General features: G+C 66.3%; 18 protein-coding genes and 1 riboswitch. Of the genes, 8 read left to right on the forward strand and 10 right to left on the reverse strand.

Annotated features, from left to right (window positions below; genetic code table 11):
• Nucleotides 1-9: 9 nt before the first annotated feature.
• Complete coding sequence (locus U5805_RS26675) at nt 10-1305, reverse strand: DNA-binding transcriptional regulator (RefSeq protein ID WP_322106507.1); 1296 nt, start codon at nt 1303-1305, stop codon at nt 10-12.
• Nucleotides 1306-1645: 340 nt separating this feature from the next.
• Between U5805_RS26675 and xylA the strand changes: the two genes are divergently transcribed.
• From xylA to U5805_RS26705, 6 genes are all read left to right on the forward strand, one after another.
• The gene (gene xylA / locus U5805_RS26680) at nt 1646-2974 is read left to right on the forward strand and encodes a xylose isomerase (protein ID WP_322106508.1); all 1329 of its coding nucleotides are present in this window, start codon (nt 1646-1648) and stop codon (nt 2972-2974) included.
• 37 nt (nt 2975-3011) lie between these two features.
• Entirely contained in the window at nt 3012-4502 is a 1491-nt protein-coding gene (gene xylB / locus U5805_RS26685; RefSeq protein ID WP_322106509.1) for a xylulokinase, read from the forward strand.
• Nucleotides 4503-4693: 191 nt separating this feature from the next.
• Nucleotides 4694-5722, forward strand: coding sequence for a D-xylose ABC transporter substrate-binding protein (gene xylF, locus U5805_RS26690; RefSeq protein WP_322106510.1), 1029 nt, complete (start codon nt 4694-4696; stop codon nt 5720-5722).
• A 71-nt stretch (nt 5723-5793) separates the two neighbouring features.
• Nucleotides 5794-7335 (forward strand): D-xylose ABC transporter ATP-binding protein, encoded by a 1542-nt coding sequence (gene xylG / locus U5805_RS26695; RefSeq protein WP_415914673.1) that lies wholly within the window; start codon nt 5794-5796, stop codon nt 7333-7335.
• Nucleotides 7332-8525: a sugar ABC transporter permease gene (locus U5805_RS26700; protein ID WP_322106512.1), complete on the forward strand. Its 1194-nt coding sequence runs from the start codon at nt 7332-7334 to the stop codon at nt 8523-8525. Before xylG ends, U5805_RS26700 begins: the two co-directional genes overlap by 4 nt.
• Before the next feature lie 535 nt (nt 8526-9060).
• Nucleotides 9061-11940 carry an ATP-dependent Clp protease ATP-binding subunit gene (locus tag U5805_RS26705; RefSeq protein WP_322106513.1) on the forward strand — a complete coding sequence of 960 codons (2880 nt, stop codon included), beginning with the start codon at nt 9061-9063 and terminating at the stop codon, nt 11938-11940.
• 72 nt (nt 11941-12012) lie between these two features.
• Here the strand turns inward: U5805_RS26705 and U5805_RS26710 are convergent, their stop codons facing one another.
• Together U5805_RS26710 and U5805_RS26715 are read right to left on the reverse strand one after the other, a co-directional pair.
• Nucleotides 12013-14292, reverse strand: coding sequence for an ATP-dependent DNA helicase (locus tag U5805_RS26710; protein ID WP_322106514.1), 2280 nt, complete (start codon nt 14290-14292; stop codon nt 12013-12015).
• Nucleotides 14289-16064, reverse strand: coding sequence for a VRR-NUC domain-containing protein (locus tag U5805_RS26715; protein ID WP_322106515.1), 1776 nt, complete (start codon nt 16062-16064; stop codon nt 14289-14291). Before U5805_RS26715 ends, U5805_RS26710 begins: the two co-directional genes overlap by 4 nt.
• 131 nt (nt 16065-16195) lie before the next feature.
• Here U5805_RS26715 and U5805_RS26720 point away from each other — a divergent pair, with 131 nt between their 5' ends.
• Nucleotides 16196-16813, forward strand: coding sequence for a hypothetical protein (locus U5805_RS26720; protein ID WP_322106516.1), 618 nt, complete (start codon nt 16196-16198; stop codon nt 16811-16813).
• 96 nt (nt 16814-16909) lie between these two features.
• Here the strand turns inward: U5805_RS26720 and U5805_RS26725 are convergent, their stop codons facing one another.
• Nucleotides 16910-18268: a DUF3443 domain-containing protein gene (locus U5805_RS26725; RefSeq protein ID WP_322106517.1), complete on the reverse strand. Its 1359-nt coding sequence runs from the start codon at nt 18266-18268 to the stop codon at nt 16910-16912.
• Nucleotides 18265-18807, reverse strand: a complete 543-nt coding sequence (locus U5805_RS26730) for a DUF2844 domain-containing protein (RefSeq protein ID WP_322106518.1) — start codon at nt 18805-18807, stop codon at nt 18265-18267. Before U5805_RS26730 ends, U5805_RS26725 begins: the two co-directional genes overlap by 4 nt.
• A 386-nt stretch (nt 18808-19193) precedes the next feature.
• Between U5805_RS26730 and bamC the strand changes: the two genes are divergently transcribed.
• Nucleotides 19194-20411 carry an outer membrane protein assembly factor BamC gene (gene bamC, locus U5805_RS26735; protein ID WP_322106519.1) on the forward strand — a complete coding sequence of 406 codons (1218 nt, stop codon included), beginning with the start codon at nt 19194-19196 and terminating at the stop codon, nt 20409-20411.
• 132 nt (nt 20412-20543) lie between these two features.
• Here bamC and U5805_RS26740 read toward each other — a convergent pair whose 3' ends face one another.
• The 5 genes from U5805_RS26740 to U5805_RS26760 form a co-directional block, all read right to left on the reverse strand.
• Nucleotides 20544-22142: an L-lactate permease gene (locus U5805_RS26740; RefSeq protein WP_322106520.1), complete on the reverse strand. Its 1599-nt coding sequence runs from the start codon at nt 22140-22142 to the stop codon at nt 20544-20546.
• A gap of 271 nt (nt 22143-22413) precedes the next feature.
• Complete coding sequence (locus tag U5805_RS26745; RefSeq protein ID WP_322106521.1) at nt 22414-22890, reverse strand: hypothetical protein; 477 nt, start codon at nt 22888-22890, stop codon at nt 22414-22416.
• 226 nt (nt 22891-23116) lie between these two features.
• The gene (locus U5805_RS26750) at nt 23117-23347 is read right to left on the reverse strand and encodes a glycine zipper 2TM domain-containing protein (protein WP_322106522.1); all 231 of its coding nucleotides are present in this window, start codon (nt 23345-23347) and stop codon (nt 23117-23119) included.
• Nucleotides 23348-23528: 181 nt separating this feature from the next.
• The gene (thiC, locus tag U5805_RS26755; protein WP_322106523.1) at nt 23529-25460 is read right to left on the reverse strand and encodes a phosphomethylpyrimidine synthase ThiC; all 1932 of its coding nucleotides are present in this window, start codon (nt 25458-25460) and stop codon (nt 23529-23531) included.
• 98 nt (nt 25461-25558) lie between these two features.
• Nucleotides 25559-25688, reverse strand: a riboswitch (TPP riboswitch).
• Between the two features lie 81 nt (nt 25689-25769).
• Nucleotides 25770-26177 (reverse strand): GreA/GreB family elongation factor, encoded by a 408-nt coding sequence (locus U5805_RS26760; protein WP_322106524.1) that lies wholly within the window; start codon nt 26175-26177, stop codon nt 25770-25772.
• Nucleotides 26178-26754: the final 577 nt, after the last annotated feature.

Here is a 26754-nt window from a genome sequence, read left to right on the forward strand (position 1 = left end):
AAGCCGGCATTATGGTGCATCGGCGCGCGCGTCGGCGGCGGGCGTCCCGGCAGCGGGCGTCCCGGCAGCGGGCGCACCGGCGACGCTGTCCTGATACTCGCGCGGCGTGCAATCGAGTTCACGCCGAAACACCGCATACATGTACTGAAGCGACGTGAATCCGCAGCGGATTGCCACTTCGGCGCTGGACGCGTCGCGGCTCGCGAGCATCGCCCGGGCGGCATCGAGCTTGTGGCGCAGAATTTCCTGATGGACCGTGCAGCGGAGTTCGCGCCGGAAATATTCTTCCAGCGAGGAACGCGACACGCCGACGTAATCGGCCACCTGCTCGGTCTTGATGCCCTGGCATGCGTATTGACGGATGAAGTGACGCGCACGCATGACGTGCGGGCTCGAGAGCGGTTCATGTTTCGTCGATTCAAGCACATTGATGCCGACCGGTGGAACCAGAATGCGTTGTCCCGGAAAACGTGCACCGCGCAGCATCTGGTGCAGCAAGTGCGCGGCCGTCTTGCCCATTTCCTCCGTTCCCTGGATCACCGAAGAAAGCGGGATGCGGGTGAGCGTGCGCGTGAGCGGATCGTTGTCGATGCCGATGATGGCGACCTGCTCCGGCACCGCGATGCCGTGGATCAGACACGCCTGTAGCAGATGTCGCGCCCGCGCGTCGGTCACGGCGATCACGCCCACGGGTTTCGGCAGCGCGTGCAGCCATTCGCTTAACTGCTCGATGGCCTGATTCCACGCGGAAGCGCTCGTCGCGAGACCGCGATAGATGGGCGCGGCCACGCCTTCCTCGCGCCCGATCGCCTCGAAGGCGAGTTCGCGCTCCTGCGCCCAGCGGTTTTCCTGTGCGACGGGCAGGCTGTACATCGCAAGATGGGGCAGGCCCGCACCGATCAGGTGCGTCCACGCGAGCGAGACCAGCTTGCGGTTGTCGGTGGCGATATAGGGCAGATCGGGCGGATAGTGCGCGGCATCGCCGAACGACGACCCCACGGCCACCACGGGCAGCGGGCAATCGCGCAGCGCTTCGGCTACCGAGGGATCGTCGAAATCGGCGATGATGCCGTCGCCTTCGAAGCGCTCGATACCCGCGAGCCGGCAGCGGAAATCCTCCTCGAGAAACAGATCCCACGCCACGCGCGTCGAGCGCAGATAGTGACCGATGCCCGCGATGATCTCGCGGTCGTACACCTTGTTCGCGTTGAAGAGGAGCGCGATGCGATGCGCGCGCTGCGGCGCCGCCGGCGTGGCCGAAGCGGGGAGAGCGGATGAAGCGGGGGAAGCGAGGACGCTGGGCATGTCGTTGGTCGGGCGGCGGCGTCCATGCGGACGCGCTCGCTGTCTCCTCTGCGGTTCGTGCGCGCCGTGGCGCATTGTTTTAGCCGTCCGGCTATTTTAGGCCGACGGGCGGCCTTGCGCGCGCGCCTCGCTCGCGCTCGGCAGGAAACATTAAAGCCGTCGCGCAATTTCGCAATTGCCGGGCTGCGCGGCTCGCGGGCAGTATGGCGTCACCAGGCCGGGCGCATCCCGCTGCGCCGCAACACGATTGCAATCGACCGCACCCGTCGCGTCCGATCGCAAGCCGCGTTGCATGAGCCTAACCGTCGCCGCGCCAACGCGAGCCGACACAGGAGACGCCATGTCGTATTTCGACCAGATTCCCGCTATTCGCTATGAAGGCCCGCAGTCGGATAACCCGCTTGCGTACCATCACTATGACCGCACGAAAAAAGTGCTCGGCAAGACGCTCGAGGAGCATCTGCGCATTGCCGTTTGCTATTGGCATTCGTTCGTGTGGCCCGGCGTCGACATCTTCGGGCAGGGCACGTTCCACCGGCCGTGGCAGCAGCCGGGCGACGCGATGGAACGCGCACGCCAGAAGGCCGATGCCGCGTTCGAGTTCTTCACGAAACTCGGGACACCTTACTATACGTTCCACGACACCGACGTCGCGCCCGAAGGCAAGGACCTCAAGGACTACACGGAAAACTTCGCGCGCATGGTCGATTATCTCGGCGAGCGCCAGCAGGCCAGCGGCGTGAAGCTGCTTTGGGGCACGGCGAATCTGTTCTCGCATCCGCGCTATGCGGGCGGCGCGGCAACGAGCCCGAATCCCGAGATATTCGCCTATGCGGCCACTCAGGTGTGTCACGCGCTCGACGCCACGCACAAGCTCGGCGGCGACAATTACGTGCTATGGGGCGGGCGCGAAGGCTACGACACGCTGCTCAATACCGACCTCAAGCGGGAACGCGATCAATTCGCACGCTTTCTGACGATGGTGGTCGAGCACAAGCATCGCAGCGGTTTCAAGGGCGCATTGCTGATCGAGCCGAAACCGCAGGAGCCGACCAAGCATCAATACGACTACGATGTGGCCACCGTGCATGGCTTTCTCACACAGTACGGACTCGAGAACGAAATTCGCGTGAATATCGAGGCGAATCACGCAACGCTCGCGGGGCACTCGTTCCATCACGAGATCGCCACGGCATTCGCGCTGGGCGTGTTCGGCAGCGTCGATGCCAATCGCGGCGACCCGCAGAACGGCTGGGACACCGACCAGTTTCCGAACAGCGTCGAAGAACTCACGCTCGCTTTCTACGAAATCCTGCGCCACGGCGGCTTCACGACGGGCGGCATGAACTTCGACGCCAAGGTGCGCCGGCAAAGCATCGACCCGGAAGATCTGTTCTACGGCCACGTGGGGGCCATCGACGTGCTGGCGCTCGCGCTCGAACGCGCGGCCGTGCTGGTCGAAAACGACCGGCTCGAGCAATTCCGCCAACAGCGTTACGCGGGCTGGGACACCGAGTTCGGCCGCAAGATTCTCGCGGGCGGCTACTCGCTTTCGTCGCTCGCCGTCGACGCGGTGGCGCACGGCGTGAATCCGCAGCACGTGAGCGGCCAGCAGGAGCGGCTCGAAAACGTCGTGAATCAGGCGATTTTCGGTCAACGGCCGGCGTAACGCGGTCACGCGGCGAGCGAAGAAGAAGGGCGCAAACATGTTCATCGGTATCGACCTCGGCACCTCGGGCGTGAAGGCGGTGCTGCTCGACCGCGCGGGCGACGTGCTCGGCAGCGCGAGCGCGCCGCTCAGCGTGAGCCGTCCGCAGCCGCGCTGGTCCGAGCAGGCCCCGCAAGACTGGTGGCTCGCGACACAAACGGCCCTGCGCGCGCTGATCGACGAGGCGCGCTCGCGCGGCATCGACAGCGCGCGCATCGAAGCGATCGGTCTCTCGGGCCAGATGCACGGCGCGACCTTGCTCGACGCGCAAGGCGAAGCGCTGCGTCCCGCGATTCTCTGGAACGACGGTCGTTCGGACTCCGAATGTATCGAGCTGGAGCGCGACGTTCCGGAGTTGCATGCCATAGCGGGCAATCTGGCGATGCCGGGCTTCACCGCGCCCAAGCTGTTGTGGGTGCGCAAGCACGAGCCGGAAATCTTCGCTCGCATTGCCCACGTGTTGTTGCCGAAAGACTATGTGCGCTGGTTGCTCACGGGCGTGTTCGCCACCGACCCTTCGGACGCCGCCGGCACGTTGTGGCTCGACATCGCGAAGCGCGACTATGGCGACACGCTGCTGGCCGCGTGCGGACTGTCGCGCGCGCAAATGTCCGACGTGTTCGAAGGCAATCAGGTCACGGGTACGTTGCGGCCCGAAGTGGCGCGGCAATTCGGCCTGCGCGAGATTCCGGTGGTGGCAGGCGGCGGCGACAACGCGGCGGGCGCGGTAGGCGTGGGCATCGTGCGCCCCGGCGATGCAATGCTTTCGCTCGGCACTTCCGGCGTGTATTTCGCGGTGTCCGACGGCTTTCTCGCGAACCCCGATTCGGCCGTACACAGCTTTTGCCATGCGTTGCCGAACACGTGGCATTTGATGTCGGTGATGCTCAACGCGGCGAGTTGCCTCGACTTCACCGCGCGGCTCACGCACTACGAAAGCGTCGCCGCCATGCTCGCCGACGCCGAAGCGCAGTCCAGCGCCGACCTCGACTCGCGGCGCCCGTGGTTCCTGCCGTATCTCTCGGGCGAGCGCACGCCGCACAACAACGTGAACGCGAAGGGCGTGTTCTACGGCATGACGCCGCAAACCTCGCGCGCGGATCTGGCCAACGCGACGCTCGAAGGCGTGGGCTTCGCGCTGCTCGACGGCATCGACGCCCTGCACGCGGCGGGCCTCGTGCCCAACACCATCACCGTGATCGGCGGCGGCTCGCGCAGCGCCTGGTGGACGCAGATGCTGGCCGATATCAGCGGCCGCGCGCTTACCTTGCGCGCGGGCGGCGAAGTGGGGCCGGCGCTCGGCGCGGCCCGGCTCGCGCATCTGGCCGTCGAGCCCGGCGCGGCGCTCGACGACGTGTGTCCGCAACCGCCCGTGCTGGCGATTCGCGAACCCGACGCAACGCGCCATGCCTGGTATCGCGACGCGCGGCGCCCGACTTTCCGCGCGCTGTATCGCGCGCTCGAACCGGTTTTTGCAACCGGCGCCTGATCGACAGGCGCGGGTCAAGAAAACGGCGCTGCCGATGCCGCAGCGCAGTTGGTTGGCAGTCCTACCGTTTATCCGCGCAAAGACGGAACACCGAAGCGTGGCAAAACGACTTCGTATCATCACGCAACCATAGTCCGCGACCGACACGCACTCGCGCGTGTCCGGTTGCCGGCCACAAGAGGAGTGGAGACATGCAATTCGCCAAACGACGTTCGATTCTGGGTTCGCTCGTATGCAGCGCCGTGCTCGCGAGCTTGACGCTGGCCGCGCCGCTCGCGCACGCGAGCAAGGACCATCCCGAGATCGGTTTTTGCATCGACGATCTGCGCGTGGAGCGCTGGTCGCGCGACCGCGATTATTTCGTCGCCGCCGCCGAAAAAATGGGCGCCAAGGTTTCGGTGCAGTCGGCGGACGCGAGCGAGGAACGCCAGATTTCGCAGATCGAGAATCTCATCTCGCGCGGCGTGGATGTGATCGTGATCGTGCCGTTCAACTCGAAAACGCTCGGCAACGTGGTGGCGGAAGCGAAAAAGGCGGGCATCAAGGTGGTGTCCTACGACCGCCTGATTCTCGACGCCGATGTGGACGCCTATGTTTCGTTCGACAACGAGAAGGTCGGCGAATTGCAGGCGCAAGGCGTATTCAACGTTCAGCCCAAGGGCAATTATTTTCTGTTGGGCGGCGCGCCGACCGACAACAACGCCAAGATGCTTCGCGCAGGACAACTGAAGGTGCTGAAGCCCGCCATCGACCGAGGCGATATCAAGGTGGTCGGCCAGCAATGGGTGCCGGAATGGAGCGCGTCGACGGCGTTGCGCATCACGGAGGACGCACTGACCGCGAACAACAACAAGATCGACGCGATTGTCGCTTCCAACGACGGCACGGCAGGCGGCGCCATTCAGGCGCTTGCCGCGCAGCATCTTGCGGGCAAGGTGCCGGTGTCGGGGCAGGACGCCGATCTCGCGGCGGTCAAGCGCGTGGTGGCGGGCACGCAGACCATGACGGTCTACAAGCCGCTCAAGCTCATCGCGAGTTCGGCCGCGAAGCTTGCCGTCGATCTCGCGAAAGGCCAGAAGCCCGCGTACAACGCGCAGTACGACAACGGCAAGAAGAAGGTCGACACCGTGCTGCTCCAGCCTACGCTGCTCACCAAGAGCAATGTGGATGTCGTCGTGAAGGACGGCTTCTATACGCAGGCGCAACTGGCGAGCCAGTGACGTCATCGTGAACCAGTCCGTGCGCGAGCGCGCGCGGACCTTTGGCGAGTCGACAGCGTATGACCGAACCCTTGCTGACGATGCACGGCATCGTCAAATCCTTTGCGGGCGTGAAAGCGCTCGACGGTATCGACCTTTCGGTGCGGCCCGGCGAATGCGTGGGCCTGTGCGGCGAGAACGGCGCCGGGAAATCGACGCTCATGAAGGTGCTTTCCGGCGTGTATCCCCATGGCACGTGGAGTGGCGAAATCCGCTGGGAAGGCGCGCCGCTCGAAGCGCAGAGCGTGCGCGACACGGAGCGCGCGGGCATCGTCATCATCCACCAGGAATTGATGCTGGTGCCCGAGCTTTCCGTTGCCGAAAACATCTTTCTCGGCAACGAAATCACGTTACCCGGCGGCCGCATGAACTACGCGGCGATGTATCGGCGCGCCGACGAACTGCTGCGCGAGCTGAACATCCATGCGATCAACGTGGCGCAGCCGGTCATGAACTACGGCGGCGGTCATCAACAACTGATCGAGATCGCGAAGGCGCTCAACAAGCGCGCGAAGCTGCTGATTCTCGACGAACCGTCGTCGTCGCTTACGGCCGCCGAAACGAAGATCCTGCTCGACATCGTGCGCGATCTGAAGCGGCGCGGCGTGGCCTGCGTCTACATCTCGCACAAGCTCGACGAGGTGGAAGCGGTGTGCGATACGGTCACCGTGATACGCGACGGCCGGCACGTCGCCACGCAGCCGCGATCGGCGCTCGACACGGATCGCATCATCGCCATGATGGTCGGGCGCGAGATCAAGAATCTCTTTCCGCGCGAGCCGCATGAGATCGGCGAAGTGGTGTTCGAAGCCCGCAACGTGACGTGCTACGACGTCGCGAATCCGCGGCGCAAGCGCGTGAGCGACGTGTCGTTCGCGGTGCGGCGCGGCGAGATCGTGGGCGTGGCGGGACTCGTGGGCGCGGGCCGCACGGAGACGATGCAGGCCATCTTCGGCGCCTACGCGGGCGCATGTTCGGCCACCGTGCTGCTGGAGGGCAGGCAACTCAGGATTCGCTCGCCGCTCGACGCGATCGCGGCCGGCATCGCCATGGTGCCCGAGGACCGCAAGCGTCACGGCATCGTGCCGCAACTGGGCGTGGGTCATAACATCACGCTTTCCGTGCTCGGCCGTTTCGCGAAGCATGGGCGTATCGACACCGCCGCGGAACTCGACACCATTCGCACCGAAATGCAGCGCCTTTCCGTGCGCGCGGCAAATCCCATGCTGTCGATCGCGAGCCTGTCGGGCGGCAACCAGCAGAAGGCCGTACTCACGAAGATGCTGCTCACGAACCCGAAGGTGCTGATTCTCGACGAGCCGACGCGCGGCGTGGACGTGGGCGCCAAATACGAAATCTACAAGCTCATGTTCGAACTCGCGAAGCGCGGCGTGGCGATCGTCATGGTGTCGTCGGAGTTGCCCGAAGTGCTGGGCGTCAGCGACCGCGTGCTCGTGATCGGCGAGGGCGAATTGCGCGGCGACTTCGTCAACGACGGTCTCACGCAGGAACATATTCTCGGCGCAGCCATCCAGCGTGCGCACGTTCAACCCGAACCAGCGAGTGCAGCATGACCCCTGATGTCTCGACTCAACGCGCCGAACTGGCGCAGCCGGGCAGCGGCAACGCGCTGCGTTTCCAGCAATTGTTCGCGCGCTACAAGATTCTCGCCCTGCTGCTCGCGGTGGCGGCAATCTGGGTGTTCTTTTCGGCGCTCACGCATGGCGCGTTCGTGACGCCGCGCAACGTGTCGAACCTGTTGCGGCAGATGTCGATCACGGGCATGCTCGCGTGCGGCATGGTGTTCGTCATTATCGCGGGCGAAATCGACCTTTCCGTCGGCTCGCTGCTCGGCCTGCTCGGCGGCGTGGCCGCGATACTCGACGTCAATCGCGGCTGGCCCATCGGCGTGACGGTGCCGGCCGTGCTCGTGCTGGGCGTGCTGGTGGGCCTGTTCAACGGCTGGTGGTCCACTTACCGGCGCGTGCCGTCGTTCATCGTCGGACTGGGCGGCATGCTCGCGTTTCGCGGCGTGCTGCTCGGCATCACGGGCGGCTCGACCATTGCGCCGGTTTCCGACCGTTTCGTATTCCTCGGCCAGGGTTATTTGCCGCGCGTCGCGGGCGACATACTCGCGCTCGTTCTGTTCGTTATCCTGACGATATTGACGGTGCGCCAACGCGCGAGCCGGCGGCGCTATCAACTGAGCGTCGTGCCGCTGTGGCAGGACGGCGCGAAGATCGTCGGCGCGGGCGCGATCCTGCTCGCATTCGTGTTGACGCTCGACAGTTACGGCGGCATTCCCGTGCCCGTACTCCTGCTGCTTGCCCTGCTTGGCATGTTTACGTGGATTGCCACGCAAACGGTATTCGGGCGGCGCATTTATGCGGTGGGTTCGAATCTGGAAGCCACGCGTCTTTCGGGCGTCAACACGAATCGCGTGAAGCTCGCGATCTTCGCGCTGATGGGACTGATGTGCGCGTTCGCCGGCATCGTCAACACGGCGCGTCTGGCGGCGGGCTCCCCTTCGGCGGGCACGATGGGCGAACTCGACGCAATTGCCGCATGCTTTATCGGCGGCACCTCCATGCGCGGCGGTTCGGGCACGGTGTATGGCGCATTGATCGGCGCGCTCGTGATGGCGAGTCTCGACAACGGCATGTCGATGCTCGACGTCGACGCCTACTGGCAAATGATCGTGAAGGGCGGGATTCTCGTGCTGGCCGTCTGGATCGACGTGGTATCGGGTTCGAACCGACGCTGAGGATTGCAAACGAGCGGCAAACGAGCGGCAAACGAGCGGCAAACGAGCGGCAAACGAGCGCGCTCAAATCGCATCGTGTTTCATGGTGCGAGTCGCGCAACGTCACCTTCAGAGTGGTCTCCTCGCGCGTGATTCGCGCACTTCGAGGGCGGGACGCAAGGCGCGTCCCGCCCTTTTTCTTCGGACGATTGCGCTCGCGCGCCAAACAGGAAAGCCGCGCACGCATGATGCGTTCGCGAACGATTCCTGCCACAATCGTTTCACCCGTGCAGGGCAAGTCGTTCGCGAACGACGCGAAACACGTGCCGCCCGTGCGGGCTTTCGTCATATCGCCGCGGCCCCGCGTGTGCTCACAGCCTCTCGCAGCAATGCATCGCCGTGCGTCGAACCCGCACGCGCCGCCGCTTTTCGTTTCATGTTGCGTAGCCGCGCAACCGCAGCGTTGCGCCGAGCGCGCGCCACCGGCAAGCATGCAGCCCATGACGCATCGCCGTGCCGGTTCCGCGCGCGCTCCCGTTTCGGAGATGAGCCGATCATGCCCACCCTCTGCGAAATCTGTAACGCCCGTCCCGCAGTCGCACGCGTGACTGTCGTGCAAAACGGCCAGCGCAGGTCGATGTCGATCTGCGACTACGACTACCGCCAGTTGATGCGTCACCAAAGCATGCTCAACCCGTTCGACTCGCTGCTCGGCGGCGGCGGGTTGTCGCGCTTCTTCGGCAATGGCTCGGGCGGCAACGGCGCCGGCGAAGGCGACGACACCGCCGGCCTCGCCGCCGAAGTGCCGCGCGAATCGGTCGACGCCACCGATGCTTTCAGCGAGCAAACACTGGAAATTTTGCAGCGCGCCGCCGAAAAAGCCCATGAATTGCAGCGCACCGAACTCGACACCGAACATCTGCTGTATGTGCTCGCCGACACCGACGTTTGCGCAGCACTCCTGAAAGAATTGAAACTTTCGCCGCAGGACATTCGCGGCTATATCGACCAGCACGCCGGCAAAGGCAGCGCTTCGCCGGACGCGCCCATCGACAGGATGACGATTTCGCCGCGTCTGAAGAAAGCGTTTCAGTTCGCGTTTCAGGCCTCGCGCGATCTTGGCCATTCCTATGTCGGGCCCGAGCATTTGCTGATCGGCCTTGCTTCCGTGCCGGACAGCATCGCGGGCGGCCTGCTCAAGAAGTACGGCGTAACGCCCGAGGCGCTGCGCCAGAAAGTCGTGAAAGTGGTGGGCAAGGGGGCGGAGGACGGCCGCGTGGACGCGCCCACGGGCACGCCCACGCTCGACAAGTTCGGGCGCGATCTCACGGCCATGGCGCGCCAGGGCAAGCTCGATCCGGTGCTCGGCCGGGCGCAGGAAATCGAAAGCACGATCGAAGTGCTCGCGCGCCGCAAGAAAAATAATCCCGTGCTGATCGGCGAGCCGGGCGTGGGCAAGACGGCTATCGTCGAAGGGCTCGCGCAGCGCATCGTCAACGGCGACGTGCCCGAGGTGCTGCGCGGCAAGCGACTCGTCGAAGTCAACATCAACTCGATGGTCGCGGGCGCGAAGTATCGCGGCGAATTCGAGGAGCGCGCGAAGCAGTTGATCGACGAAGTGACCGCGCGGCACGACGAGCTGATTCTCTTCATCGACGAGTTGCACACGATCGTGGGCGCGGGGCAGGGCGGCGGCGAAGGCGGCCTCGACATCGCGAACGTGCTCAAGCCCGCGCTCGCGCGCGGCGAGCTGAGCCTGATCGGCGCGACCACGCTCAACGAATACCAGAAGTACATCGAGAAAGACGCGGCGCTGGAGCGGCGCTTTCAGCCCGTGCTCGTGCCCGAGCCGACGGTCGAGCAGACCATCGTGATCCTGCGCGGCCTGCGCGACAAACTGGAAGCGCATCATCAGGTGACGTTCGCCGACGACGCGTTCGTGGCCGCCGCCGAATTGTCGGATCGCTACATCACGTCGCGCTTCTTGCCCGACAAGGCGATCGACCTCATCGACCAGGCGGCGGCGCGCGTGCGGATCGGCGCCACGTCGCGGCCCGCCGAGATTCAGGAACTCGAAGCGGAGATGGCGCAGCTCAAGCGCGAGCAGGACTATGCGTCCTCGCGCAAGCGCTTCGACGAAGCGAAGGGTTTCGAGGCGCGCATCAACGAGAAGCAGGCGAAGCTCGACGAACTCACCGAGGCGTGGCAGCGCAAGACCGGATCGGAAACGCTCGAAGTTACGGTCGCTTCGATAGCCGAAGTGGTCTCGCGGCTCACCGGCATTCCCGTGGCCGATCTCACCCAGGAGGAGCGCCAGAAGCTGCTGAAGATGGAGCAAACGCTGCGCGAGCGCGTGGTAGGCCAGGACGACGCGGTCACGGCCGTGAGCGACGCCGTGCGGCTTTCGCGCGCGGGACTCGGGCAGGCGAACCGGCCTATCGCGACGTTTCTTTTTCTCGGCCCCACGGGCGTGGGCAAAACGGAACTCGCGAAGGCGCTGGCGGAGACCGTGTTCGGCGACGAGCAGGCGATCATTCGCATCGACATGAGCGAGTACATGGAGCGTCACACGGTGGCGCGCCTGATCGGCGCGCCGCCGGGATACGTGGGTTACGACGAAGGCGGCCAACTTACCGAGCGCGTGCGGCGCCGCCCGTATAGCGTGATTCTGCTCGACGAGATCGAAAAGGCGCACGCCGACGTCTATAACGTGCTGCTGCAAGTGTTCGACGATGGACGGCTCACCGACGGCAAGGGCCGCGTGGTCGACTTCAGCAACACCATACTGATCGCCACGAGCAACCTGGGCGCGTCGATCATCATGAACAATCTCGAACAGCCCGAGCAATCGCGGCTCGACGAGAAGGCGCTGCGCGGCGAATTGATGAAGGTGCTCAAGGGGCATTTCCGGCCCGAGTTTCTCAATCGTATCGACGAAATCATCGTGTTTCATGCGCTCTCGCGCGAGAACATCCGCTCGATCGTGGGAATTCAGCTCGAACGCGTGACGCGCACCGCGGCCGCGCAAGGCATCACGCTCAAGATGAGCGATGCGCTGGTGGAGCATCTCGTCGAATCGGGGTATCAGCCCGAGTTCGGCGCGCGCGAACTCAAGCGTCAGGTGCGTCAGGAAGTGGAAACGCGGCTCGCGAAAGCCATCCTGGGCGACGCGCTGCAAACGGGCGATACGGTCGAGATCGGCTATGACAAGTCGAGCGGCGAAGCGACGATCAGCAAGATCGCCGTGCCGCCCGACGTGAAGGAAGCCAAACCCGCGAAAAAAGCGAAGAAAGCGGGCAAGGCCGGAAGTGCGGACGAGCCCGACGTGAACGAAGTCGCGCCCGAGCTTGCCGCCGACGATGCCGAAAGCGATCCGCCGCCACCGCCGCCTTCGAAGAAGAACGGCAAGGGCGCGGGCAAGTCGAAACCGGCGTGATTTTTTCTGCGGTCGAAAAGCGGCCGGTACGCTGGCCGCTTTATCGTTGCGAAAAATAATCAGGATGCGGAATCAACCCGCGGCGATGTGCCACCACGAAGGCAGCAGCGCGCGCACTTCGGGCTGCCCGAAACGGTCGTCGAGCAGATGCACCACGCCGCTGTCGTGCTCGCTGCGAATCACGCGGCCCGCGGCCTGCACGACCTTGCGCAGCCCCGGAATCAGGTACGTGTAGTCGAAGCCCGAACCGTAGAGCGCGTCCATGCGCGCGCGCATCGCTTCGTTCACGGCGTTCACCTGCGGCATGCCGAGCGTGGCGATAAACGTGCCGATGAGCCGCGTGCCCGGCAAGTCGATGCCCTCGCCGAACGCGCCGCCCAGCACCGCGAAGCCGATGCCGCAACCGTCTTCGGCGAAGCGCGCCACGAACGCCTGCTGGCCCGCTTCGTCCATCGTGCGCGACTGCATCCAGACGTCGACATGAGGATGCCGCGCCACGAACGCGCCGGCGGCTCGCTGCAAGTAATCGTAGCTGCTGAAGAAGCACAGATAATTGCCGGGGCGCGCGGCATACTGCGCCGCCACGCGCGCGACCAATGCATCGAGCGAGCGCTCGCGGTCCTTGTAGCGCGTGGAAATGTGGCGCGCGACACGCACCTCGAGTTGTTCGGCGCGAAACGGCGTGCCGATGTCGACGCTCACGGTGTTGGCCGGCAGCCCCAGCATATCGGCGTAATAGTGCGTGGGCGAAAGCGTCGCCGAGAAAAACGTGATGCCGTGCGCGGCCGCGATGCGCGCGCGCAGCGCCTCGGCGGGAACGATGTTGCGAATCGCGAGCGTCGTGCGCGCGCGCTTGTGCGCCTGCGCGGGCAGCGGCGTGATGTCGAACAGCGAATGCGGGCCGAAGCGTTCGGCGATGCGCGTGAAATGCAGCGCGTCGAAATAGAAGCGTTCGAGTTCCGCGTCGCGCGCCAGCGTGGCTTGCGCGAGTTGATCGCCGATCGTGCCGATCACGTCGCCGAGCGCGTTCACGAATCCTTCCGGCAGCGTTTCGCTCGCGCGCCATGCGCCGGGCAGCACGGCGTTTTGCGCGTTCCAGCGCTTTTGCAGGCGCGCGAGCGCGCGCTTGACGGGCGTGCTCGCGCTGGCGCGAATGGCGTCGATGCGCGTTTGCACGAGTTCGGCCGAGTACATCGCCCGCGCGCGTTCGGGCAGGTTGTGCGCTTCGTCCACCAGCACGCTCGCGCGCCACGCGTTGTGCGCGCCCAGCATGAACAGCATCGCGCTTACGTCGAAGTAATAGTTGTAGTCGCCGACGATCACGTCGCTCCAGCGCGCGAGTTCCTGGCCCAGATAGTACGGGCACACGCGATGTTCTTGAGCCACGTCGCGCAGCGCCGCGCGGTCGAGCCAGACGCGTTCGAGCGCGCGCTCGCGCGCGGCGGGAAGCCGGTCGTAAAAGCCGCGCGCGAGCGGGCACGATTCGCCGTGGCACGCGGCTTCCGGATGCTCGCACGCCTTGTCGCGCGCGACGAGTTCGAGCACGCGCAGCGGCAGCGGCGGCGCATCCGGCGCGGCGTTCGCGCGCGTGAGCGTGTTTAGCGCGTCGAGCGCGAGTTGCCGTCCCGAGCTTTTCGCGCTGAGGAACAGCACCTTGTCGATGCCGGCGCGCGGGCACGCCTTCAGTTGCGGGAACAACGTGCCGATGGTCTTGCCGATGCCCGTGGGCGCTTGCGCGAGCAGGCAGCGCGCTTGCGTGGCCGCGCGCCACACGGCTTCGGCGAGATCGCGCTGGCCCTGGCGAAAAGCGGGATGCGGCAGGCTCAACGCCTGGAGCGCCGCATCGCGCGCGGTACGATGCGCGCTTTCCTGCGCGGCCCACGCGACAAAGCGGCGGCACTGCGCCTCGAAGCTCGCGCGCAACCCGGCGGCGCTCGCGTGCTCGACGAGGGCGGTCTCGCGTCCGGAGCCGATTTCGTAGTACACGAGCGCGAGTTCGAGCGCATCGAGTTCGAGCTTCTCGCAAAGCAGCGCGCCGTACACGCGCAGTTGCGCCCAGTGCAGCGCGCGCTGGTTTTCGCGCATGGCGTCGAGGTCGCCGCGATAGGTCTTGAACTCTTCGAGCCGCCGCCGCGCCGGATCGTAGCCGTCGGCGCGGCCGCGCACCGTGAGCGTGCCGTAGGTGCCGCTCAGCGCGATTTCCGTTTCGTACCCCGCCGGACGGCGCGCGGCGATCGCGGCGTGACCCGCGCGGCCCTCGCTTGCGTCGGGCGAGGGCGTGAAGCGCAGGTCGAGATCGCCGCGTTTGGCGGTGAATTCGCAAAGCGTGCGCACGGCAACGGTGTAGCTCATGGCGCGCCGGCGTGACCGGTTTCGAGGGCCGCACCGGACGGCGGTTCGACGCTCTCCGGCCAGCGCACGTGCAGCACCGTCACGGCCATGCCGTGCGCCGCGCAATACGCCAGCCAGCGGCGCTGGTTGTCCTGCAAGCGGTCGCCGGGGCCTTTCACCTCGATCAGTTCGTAGCGCCGCTCGCCGGTTTGCCCGTCGCTTGGGTTCATCGGCCGGAAACGCACGAGGTCGGGCAAGCCGCTGCGGTTCGCCACCGGTTCGCGCAACAGCCGCTCGAACCACAGGCGCAGGTGCGCGGCCGGAAAACAATCGAGCGCCAGCGCGAGCAGCGTGTCGTTCAAGGCGCCCCACGCGACGAACGGCGCCTGAACGCCGTTTTTCTCGGCGTAGCGCCGCAAGATCGAATCGCGATACGCGCCGCTTTCGAGTTCCGCGAGACAAGCGTCGAAATGCGCGGCACGGCGCGCGGCGAAATCGGCGGCATGCAGATCGGCGGGACCGCGCTGAAACGGATGAAAGAACGCGCCGGGCAGCGGCGCGAACAGCGCGGGCCAGCACAGCAAGCCGAACAGAGCGTTGATGAGCGTGTTTTCCACATAGAACACGGGCGCGTCGGGCGTGGCGAGCGCGCGCCGCGCGGCTTCCTCCACGCGCACGCCGTGCGGCGCGGCCGGCAGCACGAGTTCGAGGTTCGCGAAGCCGGGCGCGACGGGCGAAGCCGCGCGGCGCGCGCGCGTGAGACGCCCGAGCGTGCGCGCCGCGCGCTGCGCTTCCTCCTCGTTCGCGGGCGCGGCGGCAATCGCGCGCGCGAGCGCCACGGCTTCTTCACGCCGATCGAGTTGTTCGAGCACGCGCACGCGCCGGTAGCGCGATTCGGCGTGAGCGCTGCCGGCGTAAGCGCGCCACGCGAGTTCGGGCTCGCGCGCGCGCTCGGCGGCGAGTCCGGCGGCGTGACGCAGCTTGTCATGACGCTCGCGCAGCCACGGATTCGCATGCGTGCGCGCGGCGAGGGCGTCGAGCGTGGCGAGCGCGGTTTCGATCGGCGGGACGATGGGCGCTTCGTCGGCGATGGCGGCTTCGAGCGTCTCGCGGCAGTCGCGCAACGCGAGCCAGGTGTCGATGTCGCCGCGATGCTGGAACGCGCGCGACGCGGCGTCGAAAGCGACGGTTTCGTAGCGGAACACGCCAAGATCGGCGAGCACGAATTCGCGCCAGTCCTGGCGCAGATTGCCGAAGAACATCAGGCGCAGGCGTTCGCACAGCGGCGCCGCCTTGAAATGCCAAACGGTGTCCGCCGAAGCGGGGAACCAGGCGTGCCAGTCGCGCACCCCGGTCGCGGCAGTGCTGCCGCAAAGGTGCGCCGTGAGCGCGCCGAGCGTGGCGGCCCGCGTGGCACGCGCGGCGTGCGCCTCGGGCGCGAGTTCGAGTCGCGCTGCCAGCGCCTGCAATTCCGCTTTCGTCACGAGCGCGGCGAGCGTTTCGAAGTCGAGCGCGGGCGCGCCGTCGAGCCAGCCCGCCGCGACGAGCGCCGCCGCCGCCGCGCGCGGGCAGCCGATCTCGGCGTAATCGAGCCGGCTCGCGCGAAAATGCGGGCCTTTGCGCATCAGCATGCGCACGAACAGCGCGCGCGCCGAACGCGGCAGCAACGGGAAGGTCGCGGCGAAACGGCGCTCGGCGTCGTCGAACAGATCGGCGCAGCGCGCGCCGAGCCACGCGAGCGCGCGCTCGAAGTTCGCGAGGTAATAGAACGGATCGGGAGAGTCGGAAAGCACGCGCGGCACTGTACGGATATACAGCGGCGATGATAGCAGGCCGGCGCGGCCATTCGCGCGCGCCTGCGGCCGGCTCAGGGATTGCCCGGCCCTTACGCTACAATTGCCGCAGCCTGAAAACCGGAACCGCGATGAACCCACGCAACGCCTGCCTCGCCGCCCTCGTGGCCGCCACGACCCTGTTCGCGGGCTGCGCGGCCCAGTACCGCAACCCCAACGCGTGCGAAGAGGAAATGCGCAACCGGCTCGCCGATCTGTCGATGGGCGACCTCGCCGTTTCGCATAGCGCTACGAACTGGCGCGGCGCGCGCGTCGTGGTCGAAGGCAGCCTCGACAACCCGGCCGCCGCCTATGCGGCGTCGGGCGCAGCGGCGGCATCGGGTGCCTCGGGCGCTTCGGATGTTGTGGCGGCGTCGTCCGTAGCGGCGGTGCCGGCGTCGGATGCCGCTTACGGCACGCCGGCGCGTCGTGATGTTTCGACCTACACGTCCACGTCCACGCCCGCGGCGGCGGCGCTGCCCGGCGTGATGGCGGTGCCCACGGCGCCGGAGGCCAACGGCTCGACGCCGGAGGCGAAGCCCACCACGCCCGTGGCCGTGCTCGCCCAGAAGCTCGGCCTCAAGAAGCCGCCGCGCACGCTGGCGGCGGCCGAATGCACGTTCGACGAATCGGGCGGCATTGCCTCGTTCCGTTGGCTCACGCCGGCCAAGCTCGCGCGCACCACGCCCGATCCCGACGCCGACGAGTAAGCCCGCGCGCGCCGGCAGTTTGCCGAACGCTCGCCGCATCGCTCACGAAGGCCCCGCAAGGGGCCTTCGGCGCTTCCGGCTTTCCGGCGCGAAAACTCAGAACGCGAAATACGGCCCGTTGCCGGCGGGCGTGGCCTGTGCCTCGATCGCCGTGAACACGCGCCGCCCGAAGAAGAAGGGCAGCCCCCAGCCGAACGCGCTCCCGTTGTAGCCCGCGAGATTGTCGAAGGCCCAGTTGCCGGTGGCGAACAGCGTCGACGAGCTGGTGACGGCGAAGCTCACGGCGGCGCTCGCGTTGTCGATGCCGAGAATCGTCGCGCCGAGGTTCGTCGGCGAACTCGGGCAATACCAGAAGCCGCAGCGCGTGAGCGCCGCGTTGTTGAAGTAGAACGCGTTCGAGCCGCTGTCGAGATAGCTGCGCGAATAGACGGCGCCGTCCGACGTGATCGTGCGCACGTAGCCGGTCACGCTGTTGGCGCGCAGCACGGTCGCGCTGCCGAGCGCGTTGTTCGCCTGCGAGCCGATGCCGAACACGAGCTGCCCCGTCACCGCCGAGGCGCCGCCGTCGGGAACGTCAGGCAGGTCGATCAGCACGCCGTTGTTGTCGGTGGCGAACGCCGCGACGGGATTGCTGATCTGCTGCGCGAGCGGTTGCGCGCTGGGCGTGCAGCCGCCCGACCCGCAGGCGTAGTACCACGACGGCAGCGGGGCGTTGACGCAGGCCGCGCCGCAATCGGCGCTGAATGGGCCGACGCCGAGAATGCCGTTCGAGCGCAGCGCCGTCGCGTTCGTCATCGCGAGGCCGAGACCCGCGCAGCCCGAGGGTGCGCCGCCCACGGCCGGATCGGCGATCAACTGGATCGGCAGCGCGGCGGCGTTCTCGCCCGCGAGCTTGACGTCGGCGCTGCGCACGGCGCCCCAGGTGTAGCCGGTGCCGAATGCCGCGCACGCGCCCGCGGGATCGGTGCCCGCGCCGGCCGGCACGGCGGGCAGCGCGAAGCCGGCGGGCAGCGCGGACGCCAACAGACGCAGACCTTGCGAGCCGGTGTCGACCTGCACGTTGTCGACGGTTGCGCAGGTCGCGGTGCCCGGCACGCAGACGGTCACGCTCGCCATCAGCATGTTGCGCGTGGAGGTCGGGGTCGCGGCGACGGTGACGGGCATCACGTTGGGTGTGGTCGACGGCGTGACCGTGCCGCTCGTGCCGGCGGATGGCGCCGAAGCCGCGCTCGGCGCGGAAGCCGCGCTCGCCGTGCTCGCCGCGCTGGGTGCGCTGGGGGCGCCGGGTGCGCTTGCGCCGGCGGCACTGGCGGCGCTCGCGGGCGCGGCGCTGCCGCCCGCGCTGGTCGCCGCGCCGGCGCTGCTCGCGTTCGAGCCGCCGCCGCACGCGGCGACCACGGCGCAGAGCGCGAGCACGGCGGGCAATGACCGGATCGCCGGAAAGCGCGCGCTCATTGCAAATCCCCTTCGCCGATTCCCGCCGGCAGCGCTTGCGGCAGCCATGCGCGCCCGATGTAGGCGCGCATGTGGCCGCCCGTTTCCACGATTACGCTCGCGCCCACCACGCGCGCGGCGTGCAGGTCGTCGCGGTCGGCGGCGCGCAGGGCGGCGGCCGCGTTGCGCCAGTCGGCCGCCGAGGGGCCGAGCAGCGTGTCCAGATTGGGCCGCGCCGGGCCTTGCCACGTGTAGGCGAAGACGGTGCCGTTCGCGCTCGCGACGTATTCGTTGATGCTCGTGCCCGCCTCGTCGACATAACTGACGACGCGGGCCGCGCCGTTCGCGAGCGTGCGCGAGGCGGCGCCGGCGGGCAGCATGGGCGCGCCGCCGAGGGCGGCGCAGGCAGGGGCGGCGGCAAGGCTCAGGCAGGCGATGCCGCAGGCCAGGCGGCAGACCTGGCCGCGAGCGCGGCCGTGAGTCTGGTCGTGAATGCGGCCGCAAGACGCGCAGGCGCGAGCCACGGCCCGGCCCGCCTTGGCGAGGCTGTAAGTGTTCATGACGCTCTCCGGTGCTGCTGTTGTGAACTGCTTTTTTGAGATTTCGCGGAAAAAATTAGCACCGGCCCTGCGGCGCAAGCCACCTATGCCGTCATGGCGGCACCGCGCGAAGCGGAGTTTTGGCGCGCCGGCCTTCTATCGTTTTGATTGAAAAGGGAAAATAATGGCGCGAAGCGAGCGCGGGAAAGCAGGTTAATTGTTGACGAACGTTACATCGGCGTCACGAGCGCCTTGCGGGATGGCGGCAGGACGGCCGCACGGCGCCGCCTGTCATGACGCGAAACGTTCATCTGTTGCGGATTTTGCACAGCGGGCGCCTGGCCCGGTAAAATGGCTGATTGATCCACGGAAGGTGGCCGTGGCGTAGCCGAGGGATTACCCGAAACATGAGTGATTTTCATCAACGTCTTGCCACGCGCGCTGCTGCGCTCCTGATGGCGGGCGGGCTGGTCGCCGGCTGCAGCTCGCCGACGCCGGGCAAGATTGATTACCGTAGTGACGCCAAGGCGAAACAGGCCTCGCTGGCCGTGCCGCCCAACATGCTCGACGAAACGTCGGACCAGCGCACGCTCGCGCCGCAGGGCGGAGAAACCTCGCTGTCGTCGCTCAAGCAGACCCAGGCCGACGCGCCGCCGTCCGACCAGACCCAGGTGCTGCCGCAGCTTCCGGGCATGCACATCCAGCGCGACGGCACGGAAAGCTGGCTTGTCGTCGACAACCGCACGCCCGACCAGGTGTGGGCGCAGGTGCGCCGCTTCTGGCAGGAACAGGGCTTTCTGCTCGTGGTCGACCAGCGCGACAAGGGCGTGATGGAAACGGACTGGAACGAAACCCATCCGAAGATCAGCGACGGCATTATCCGCAACACGCTGTCGTGGGCCACGGGCAATTCGTACGTGACCGCCGAGCGTAACAAGTACCGCACGCGCCTCGAAACGTCGCCCTCGGGCGGCACCTACGTGTTCATCAGCCAGAAGGGCCTGAGCGAGCAGCTTTCGGGCACCAACAACGACTCGAGCAAGTGGGTGCCGAAGCCCAACGACCCTGCGCTCGAAGCCGAATATCTCAAGCGCCTCATGGTCACGCTCGCGCGCGCGAAGCCGGGCGTGCCCGACGCGCAGATCGCGGCGGAAGCCGACGCGAAGGGCAATCCCAAAAAGGCCCCGGACGTCGCGGCCGCTTCCATCGCCGCGCAAAACGTCGTGGCGGCGGGCCAGCAAACCGGCTCCGGCTCGGGCACGGACGCCGCCTCGGGCCAGTATTCGTCGACCGAACTCACGCTCGGCGAGTCCTACGACCGCGCATGGGTGCGGGTGGGCATCGCGCTCGACCGCGGCAACTTCACGGTGGACGACCGCGATCGCTCGAAGGGCATTTACTACGTGCGTTACGTCGATCCGAAGGACATGACCTCGGCGGAACAAGGCTTCTGGAACCAGATCTTCCACGGCCGCAAGGAAAAGGTCGCGAAGCTGTACAAGCTCAACGTGCGCGCCGTGACCGAGAACCAGACGCGCATCGCGATCGTCGACGACAACGGTCAGGTCGACTCGTCGCGTCCCGCGCGCGAGATCATGAGCCTCGTGGTGGACGAACTGCATTAACACGTGCATTAAGGCGTGCATTTAGGCGTGCAGTAAGCGCCGTCCCGGTCTCTCGATCGACAAAAAAAGCCCGCTCCAAGCGGGCTTTTTTCTGCGTGTACGGTCCGCGCGGCGCGCGGCATCCGCGTAAATTCAATGCGGAATCATCCACGTCAGCACATTTTGCTGTAGCCACACGAGTATGCCGAGGAGCACCGTCATCAGGATCGAGTGCTTGAAAGTCTTGGCGAACACGTGACCTTCCTGGCCCTTGAGTTCGGTGGTCGCAACGCCCGTCGCGATATTTTGCGGCGAGATCATCTTGCCCATCACGCCGCCGGACGAGTTCGTCGCCGCCATCAGCACGGGGTTCAGATTGAGCTGCTGCGCGGCCACGACCTGAAGATTGCCGAACAGCGCGTTGCCCGATGTGTCGCTGCCCGAGAGGAACACCGCGACCCAGCCGAGGAACGCCGAAACCAGCGGAAAGAACGCGCCCACCGAGGCCACGCCGAGCCCGAGCGTGTACGTGAGTCCCGAGTAGTTCATGAGAAACGCGAGTCCGACGATGGTCGCGACCGTGAGAATGGCGATGCGCGTCTGGACCCAGGTGTCGCCGATGGCCGCGACGAAGTCGGCCGGTTTCAGGCGCACGACGAACGCGGTGATGATTGCCGCCACCAGAATCGCGGTGCCGGTCGCGAGCGGCTGGAAGTCCCAGATCGCGCCGTAGGGCGTTTTGTAGAGCGTGATGTAGACGGCTTTGTCGAGGCCGGGCCACGGCACTTTTACGTCGCCGATCGCGAACACCTTGGCCACGGTCCAGATGATGACGACGGCCGCGACGATGATCCACGGATACCACCCTTGCGCGCCCGAGACGCTGCCGCGCACCTCGCTCGCGCGGTCCACCTTGATCGCGAAGCGCGTGTCGGGCGCGGGTTTCCAGACACGCAGGAACAGGATCGTGAGGATCAGCGAGACGAGCGACGAGAGCACGTCGGTGAGGCTGTAGTTGATGTAGTTCGCCGTGACGAACTGGGTGATGGCGAAGCTGCCGCCCGAAACCAGTAGCACCGGCCAGATACGCAGCATGCCGCGCACGCCCGCGTAAATGGCGATCACGTAGAACGGCAGCAGCAGCGCGAAGAACGGCAACTGGCGGCCGACCATCCGGCCCAGCAGGTCGGCGGGGAGGTGCGTGACCGCGCCCAGCACCGTGATCGGCACGCCCAGCGCGCCGAATGCGACCGGCGCCGTGTTGAAGATCAGCGTGAAGGTGAGCGCCTCGAGCGTGGGAAAGCCGAGCATGATGAGCAGCGAACTGGTGATGGCGATCGGCGTGCCGAAGCCCGAAATGCCTTCGAACAGCGCGCCGAACGAAAAGCCGATCACGACGAGCACAATGCGCCGGTCGTTCGGCAGGTTGTCGAGCAGCCACATGCGAAACGCGGCGAAGCGGCCCGAGCGCAGCGCGATGTTGTAGAGCAGGATGGCCGTGACGACGATCCACATGACCGGCCACAGCGCGAACACCGCGCCCGCGAGCACCGAATCGACGGCGAGGCCGACGGGAAACTGCCAGCCGAGCACCGCGACGAGCAGGCCGACCACGAGGCCCGCGAGCGACGCCTGCCACGCCGGGCGGCGCGCCCAGCCAAGCATGGCGAGCACTGTCACGATGGGTAGCACGGCCACGAGGAAGGAAAACAGCAGCGAATTGCCGATGGGAGTCAACAACTGGTGGAACATGACGTCTCCTTTGTGCTGGTTCGAATCGGCGCAGCGGTGCAGCGCGTGCGCCGGGGGCGCGTCGTCAGCTTATTAAGGCCGTACTTCAATCCCCGAAGCGCTTTTCGAGGATAGAAAACGTGGGCGAGGCGTCAAGAGAGGGAAACTACGGTCGGGCACTGTTTCGCGGCGTGCCCGACGGCTGCTTGTGCGTGGTTTGCGCGTGGTTTGCGCGTGGCTTGTGCGTAGCTCGTGCGCGTGAAGCGGCGTGGGAAGCCGCAAAAGCAAAGGCTCAACGATGGCCGTGCCAGCCGCCGCCCCCGTGGCCGCCACCCCAATGGCCACCGCCCCAGTGCCCGCCGCCGCTCCAGTAGCCGAAGCCGAACGAGATGGCGGGCGCGCCCCAGCCATAGCCGTAGCCGTAAGCCGGGTAGGTGGCCGGATACGCGGCAGCATACGGGTAGGCCGGATAAGCCGGGTAATAACCGGGGTAATAGCCCGGCCACGCCGACCAGGCGGGTACGGCGAGCGCGACGGGCGGATTCGGATACAGTGGCCCCGGATACTGGGCGTCCGGAACGGCGGCGGGCGCGGGATTCGGGCTGGCGGTGCGCGAGGCCGCGGTTTCCTGCTGCGTGCCTGCGGCCGGCACCGTCGCGCCATAGTAGTACGGGTAGGGCGAATAGCCGTACGGCGTGTAGTAATAGCAGCCGGAAAGCGCAAGCAAGGCGCCTGCGGCGGCGATCAACGGCAGTTTCGAGTGCTTCATGGCGAACTCTCCGACATAACCGGATGAGCTTACGCCCGAAGCACGCGCTTTGTGTTGCCGCGCGTTAACGCCGGGCAACGCACTGAATAACGGATTGTTTCAAAGCGGCGTGTTCGACGCCGCTCGTTGCAACACGGATCGTCGGGATTCGAAAGCGCCTAGGTGCGAACGGGCGGCGCGGCGTTGCAGGGCGCTGCGCCGCCCGTTCGCGGCATGGCGGCAGAAATTACTTGCCGACCTGATTGCCGATGATGCCGCCCACGGCCGCGCCGCCGACTGTCGAAAGCGCGCTGCCGCCCAGCGCCGCGCCCGCGACGCCGCCGACACCCGCGCCGATCGCCGTATCGCGGTCGCGTCTCGACATGTTGTCGCAGGCGGAAAGACTGCCGAGCACGGCGACGAGCGAAGCCGCCGTGACCAAAGTGCGCCAGGTGCGCGTGCGAGCGAGCGTTTTCATTATTGGACTCCTTGATTGACAGATGGGCAGTGCGCCGTGCGGCGCGTCATGCGCTCGCGCGCACTTCGCACCTCCAGTACACCCATGCTAGGCAAGCGATCCGTTTCCGGGTGTATGCGCTTGTCAACGAGTTGTCGGAGTCGTTAAAAAATGTTTCACGCGCGCCCGCGCCGCAGCGGGTTCATTGGCGGTGGTAAATCTCGGCGCCTTGCTTGACGAACTCGACGGCCTTGACTTCCATGCCCTTTTTCAACGCTTCGTCGTCGCTCATGCCTTGTTTGGCGGCGAAGTCGCGCACGTCCTGGGTGATCTTCATCGAGCAGAAATGCGGGCCGCACATCGAGCAGAAGTGCGCGACCTTGGCGGAATCCTTCGGCAGCGTTTCGTCGTGGAATTCGCGCGCCTTGTCCGGGTCGAGGCCGATGTTGAACTGATCTTCCCAGCGGAATTCGAAGCGCGCCTTCGAGAGCGCGTTGTCGCGCACCTGCGCGCCCGGATGCCCCTTGGCGAGGTCGGCCGCGTGCGCCGCGAGCTTGTACGTGATGATGCCTTCCTTCACGTCGTCCTTGTTCGGCAAGCCCAGGTGTTCCTTCGGCGTCACGTAGCAGAGCATGGCGGTGCCGAACCAGCCGATCATCGCGGCGCCAATGCCCGACGTGATGTGGTCGTAGCCCGGCGCGATGTCGGTCGTGAGCGGCCCGAGCGTGTAGAAGGGCGCTTCGTCGCACCATTCCAGTTGCAGGTCCATGTTTTCCTTGATGAGCTGCATCGGCACGTGTCCGGGGCCCTCGATCATCACCTGCACGTCGTGCTTCCACGCGATCTGCGTGAGTTCGCCGAGCGTCTTGAGTTCGCCCAGTTGCGCTTCGTCGTTGGCGTCGTAGATCGAGCCGGGACGCAGGCCGTCGCCCAGCGAGAAGCTCACGTCGTATTCCTTCATGATTTCGCAGATGTCTTCGAAATGCTCGTAAATGAAGGATTCCTTGTGATGGGCGAGGCACCACTTCGCCATGATCGACCCGCCGCGCGAGACGATGCCCGTCATGCGGTTGGCCGTGAGCGGCACGTATTGCAGCCGCACGCCCGCGTGGATCGTGAAGTAATCGACGCCTTGCTCGGCCTGCTCGATGAGCGTGTCGCGGAAGATTTCCCACGTGAGGTCCTCGGCCTTGCCGTTGACCTTTTCGAGCGCCTGATAAATGGGCACCGTGCCGATCGGCACCGGCGAGTTGCGGACGATCCACTCGCGCGTTTCGTGAATGTGCTTGCCGGTCGACAGATCCATCACCGTGTCGCCGCCCCAGCGGATCGCCCACGTCATCTTGTCGACTTCCTCGCCGATGGAGGACGTCACCGCCGAATTGCCGATGTTCGCGTTGATCTTCACGAGGAAGTTGCGACCGATGATCATCGGCTCGCTCTCCGGGTGATTGATGTTCGCGGGAATGATCGCGCGGCCGCGCGCGACTTCCTCGCGCACGAACTCGGGCGTGATTTCCTTGAGCGCGTCCTTGCCGAACGCCGCCGCGCCGAACGCCTGACCGGCGTGCTGGCGGCCCATCATCTTGGCGAGCTTTTCGCCGTTGGGGCCGCTCGACTTGAGGCTTTCGAGGTATTCCGCGCGGCGCTGGTTCTCGCGAATCGCAATGTATTCCATCTCGGGCGTGACGATGCCCTGGCGCGCGTAGTGCATCTGCGTGACGTTCTTGCCGCCTTTCGCGCGGCGCGGCGTGCGATGCAGGCCCGGAAAGCGCAGCTCGGCGGTGGCCGGATCGGCGGCGCGCTCGCGGCCGTAATCGGAGGAGAGGCCCGGCAGCGCTTCGGTGTCGCCGCGCTGCTCGATCCACGCCTGACGCAGCGCGGGCAGACCCGCGCGAATGTCGATCTTCGCTTCGGGGGCGGTGTACGGGCCGGAGGTGTCGTAGACGTAGATCGGCGGATTCCTCTCGCCGCCGAACGCCGTGGGCGTGTCCGCCTGGGTGATTTCGCGCATCGGCACGCGGATGTCGGGCCGCGAGCCCGTCACGTAGACCTTGCGCGAATTGGGCAGCGGCGCGATGGCGGCTTCGTCGACGTGCGCGGTGGCGGAAATGAATTTGGGATTGGCGTTCATGCCGGTCTCTCCATGCAAAGCATTGTGGGAACGACGCTTAGCAGGAGACGAGACGGAACGTGGACGGACTTCGCTTTGAAGGATGAGGCGCGAATGAGGTGCGAAGTCCGGACGCTTCCCTGCGCTGGCATTATCCAGATCAGGTTCAAAGGGTATTTCTCACCCGCGCGATACGCTGCACGACTTTCGTTCGATGCGGCGCATGACGCAGGACCCCCGCGTAAGCAAGGCCAAACGATACACCGCGCTGCGACGATCTGGCAAGTGCCGGCGCGCGCGAAATGTGCCAGGCGCCTCGCGGGCGCCGTCTTACAGCGAGAAGTCGTCGGCGGCTTCGGGCTGGAACAGAATGCGCTCGATCTTGAGCGTTTCCACGGCGCCGCCCGGCGTCGTGAAGCGCACCGTGTCGCCGCGCTTCGCGCCGAGCAGGGCGAGGCCCGCCGGCGAAAACACGTTGAGGCGTCCTTCTTCGACGTTCGCGCCCTGCGGATAGACGACGGTGTAGGTGAGCGCTTCGCCGCGGTCGTTCGCGAGCGTGACTTGCGAATTCATCGTGACGATGTTCGCGGCCACGTTGCGCGGCTCGACGATCTCGGCGCGTTCGAGAAACTCGTCGAGCATCGCCTGGCGCGCGGCGGCGGCGCCGGGTTCGGCCGCGCTCTTTTCGAGGCGTGCAAGATCGAGTTCGGTGAGGTAGCGCATTTTTCGGGATGACATGACGATTCTCCTTCCGGCGACGGATAAGGCGTAAGCAGAGGCGATGAAACAGCGGACGTGTGGGATCGGCCCGGCGCCCGACCGAACGGCTCCGGTGCGGCGAGGGAGGCGGTTCAGCGCGGACGCCGGGCGGCGTGAAGCGGTGCGTGAGGAACGTGCGGCGACGTCTGGGTCGCGAAGGCCATGAGGTCCGCCAGGGCGAGCGGCGCCGGCGGCGCGATGCGGTGTCGCCCGGCGTTGCCCGCCCGCGCGGGCCTCATGCCGTTGGCGCGGTCTTGCGCGCGCGCCGGCACGCCGCGCGTGAAGCGCGGCGAGGTGGCAAGCGAGCGGCAAGAAGCGGACTGCGGCATGAGAGCGATTGTTACGTGGTCTTGAAGTCGGGTTTTAGGGGGAAATCAAGCGTGAAAGCCAGGCGAAAGAACGAACGATCCTAGCACGATCCAACTCAGGCAGCGCAAGACGGACGCCTGATCCCACCAGGGCTTTTCGCTCGCCTCAAGCTTCTTTCGACGATCCCCGCATGCGCGATGACACGGCCGCGCAAATTTCTCAAAAATAGTCCCGCTTTACGTGCTGG

The organism is Paraburkholderia sp. J41, assembly GCF_905220235.1.
Lineage (GTDB): Bacteria > Pseudomonadota > Gammaproteobacteria > Burkholderiales > Burkholderiaceae > Paraburkholderia.

Bases quoted from the DNA above. Each gene is read 5' to 3' on its own strand.
- U5805_RS26675 (WP_322106507.1), bottom strand. From the start codon at position 1,305: ATGCCCAGCGTCCTCGCTTCCCCCGCTTCATCCGCTCTCCCCGCTTCG.
- xylA (WP_322106508.1), top strand. From the start codon at position 1,646: ATGTCGTATTTCGACCAGATTCCCGCTATTCGCTATGAAGGCCCGCAG.
- xylB (WP_322106509.1), top strand. From the start codon at position 3,012: ATGTTCATCGGTATCGACCTCGGCACCTCGGGCGTGAAGGCGGTGCTG.
- xylF (WP_322106510.1), top strand. From the start codon at position 4,694: ATGCAATTCGCCAAACGACGTTCGATTCTGGGTTCGCTCGTATGCAGC.
- U5805_RS26700 (WP_322106512.1), top strand. From the start codon at position 7,332: ATGACCCCTGATGTCTCGACTCAACGCGCCGAACTGGCGCAGCCGGGC.
- U5805_RS26705 (WP_322106513.1), top strand. From the start codon at position 9,061: ATGCCCACCCTCTGCGAAATCTGTAACGCCCGTCCCGCAGTCGCACGC.
- U5805_RS26710 (WP_322106514.1), bottom strand. From the start codon at position 14,292: ATGAGCTACACCGTTGCCGTGCGCACGCTTTGCGAATTCACCGCCAAA.
- U5805_RS26720 (WP_322106516.1), top strand. From the start codon at position 16,196: ATGAACCCACGCAACGCCTGCCTCGCCGCCCTCGTGGCCGCCACGACC.
- U5805_RS26725 (WP_322106517.1), bottom strand. From the start codon at position 18,268: ATGAGCGCGCGCTTTCCGGCGATCCGGTCATTGCCCGCCGTGCTCGCG.
- U5805_RS26730 (WP_322106518.1), bottom strand. From the start codon at position 18,807: ATGAACACTTACAGCCTCGCCAAGGCGGGCCGGGCCGTGGCTCGCGCC.
- bamC (WP_322106519.1), top strand. From the start codon at position 19,194: ATGAGTGATTTTCATCAACGTCTTGCCACGCGCGCTGCTGCGCTCCTG.
- U5805_RS26740 (WP_322106520.1), bottom strand. From the start codon at position 22,142: ATGTTCCACCAGTTGTTGACTCCCATCGGCAATTCGCTGCTGTTTTCC.
- U5805_RS26745 (WP_322106521.1), bottom strand. From the start codon at position 22,890: ATGAAGCACTCGAAACTGCCGTTGATCGCCGCCGCAGGCGCCTTGCTT.
- U5805_RS26750 (WP_322106522.1), bottom strand. From the start codon at position 23,347: ATGAAAACGCTCGCTCGCACGCGCACCTGGCGCACTTTGGTCACGGCG.
- thiC (WP_322106523.1), bottom strand. From the start codon at position 25,460: ATGAACGCCAATCCCAAATTCATTTCCGCCACCGCGCACGTCGACGAA.
- U5805_RS26760 (WP_322106524.1), bottom strand. From the start codon at position 26,177: ATGTCATCCCGAAAAATGCGCTACCTCACCGAACTCGATCTTGCACGC.